1 protein-coding gene is annotated in these 442 nt (G+C 44.8%); it reads left to right on the top strand.

The genetic code is table 11. The features are described 5' to 3' along the window. The coding region (locus tag LIR34_RS17625) for a zinc ribbon domain-containing protein (RefSeq protein ID WP_173903425.1) at positions 1-280 on the top strand (280 nt) is incomplete at its 5' end. Positions 281-442: the final 162 nt, after the last annotated feature.

Here is a 442-nt window from a genome sequence, read left to right as displayed (position 1 = left end):
GATGAGCCAGTGCCTGCATTTTGGGAAAAGTATACAGGATAATGGATACGGGATGTTCCGGAATATGCTGGATTATAAGCTTGCTTGGAAGGGAAAAGAATTAGTAAAGGTAGACCGCTTTTTCCCGTCAAGCAAAAAATGCAGTAAATGCGGAAAGATAAAAAAAGAGCTGAAATTATCCGAAAGAGTTTACCGCTGTACGTGCGGAAATGAGATGGACAGAGATCGAAATGCAGCAATCAACATCCGTGAAGAGGCAAGAAGGATGCTGGCAGCATAAACTGTCCGTATCCGGACAAGACAATAAGTAAGAAATATGCCCGTGTCCGGGCAAAAAATCGCGGGGCACGCGAGGATAGCTTGTAGATACTTGGCTCAGTAGAGCCATTGAGCAAGAAGCCCCCACTTCAAAATCAGAGATTTAAGTGGTGGGAGCATGTCA

Origin of the sequence: Blautia sp. MSK17_66 (assembly GCF_020538025.1) — a bacterium.
Lineage (GTDB): Bacteria > Bacillota > Clostridia > Lachnospirales > Lachnospiraceae > Blautia_A.
This window is presented reverse-complemented; position numbering and strand designations above follow the sequence as displayed.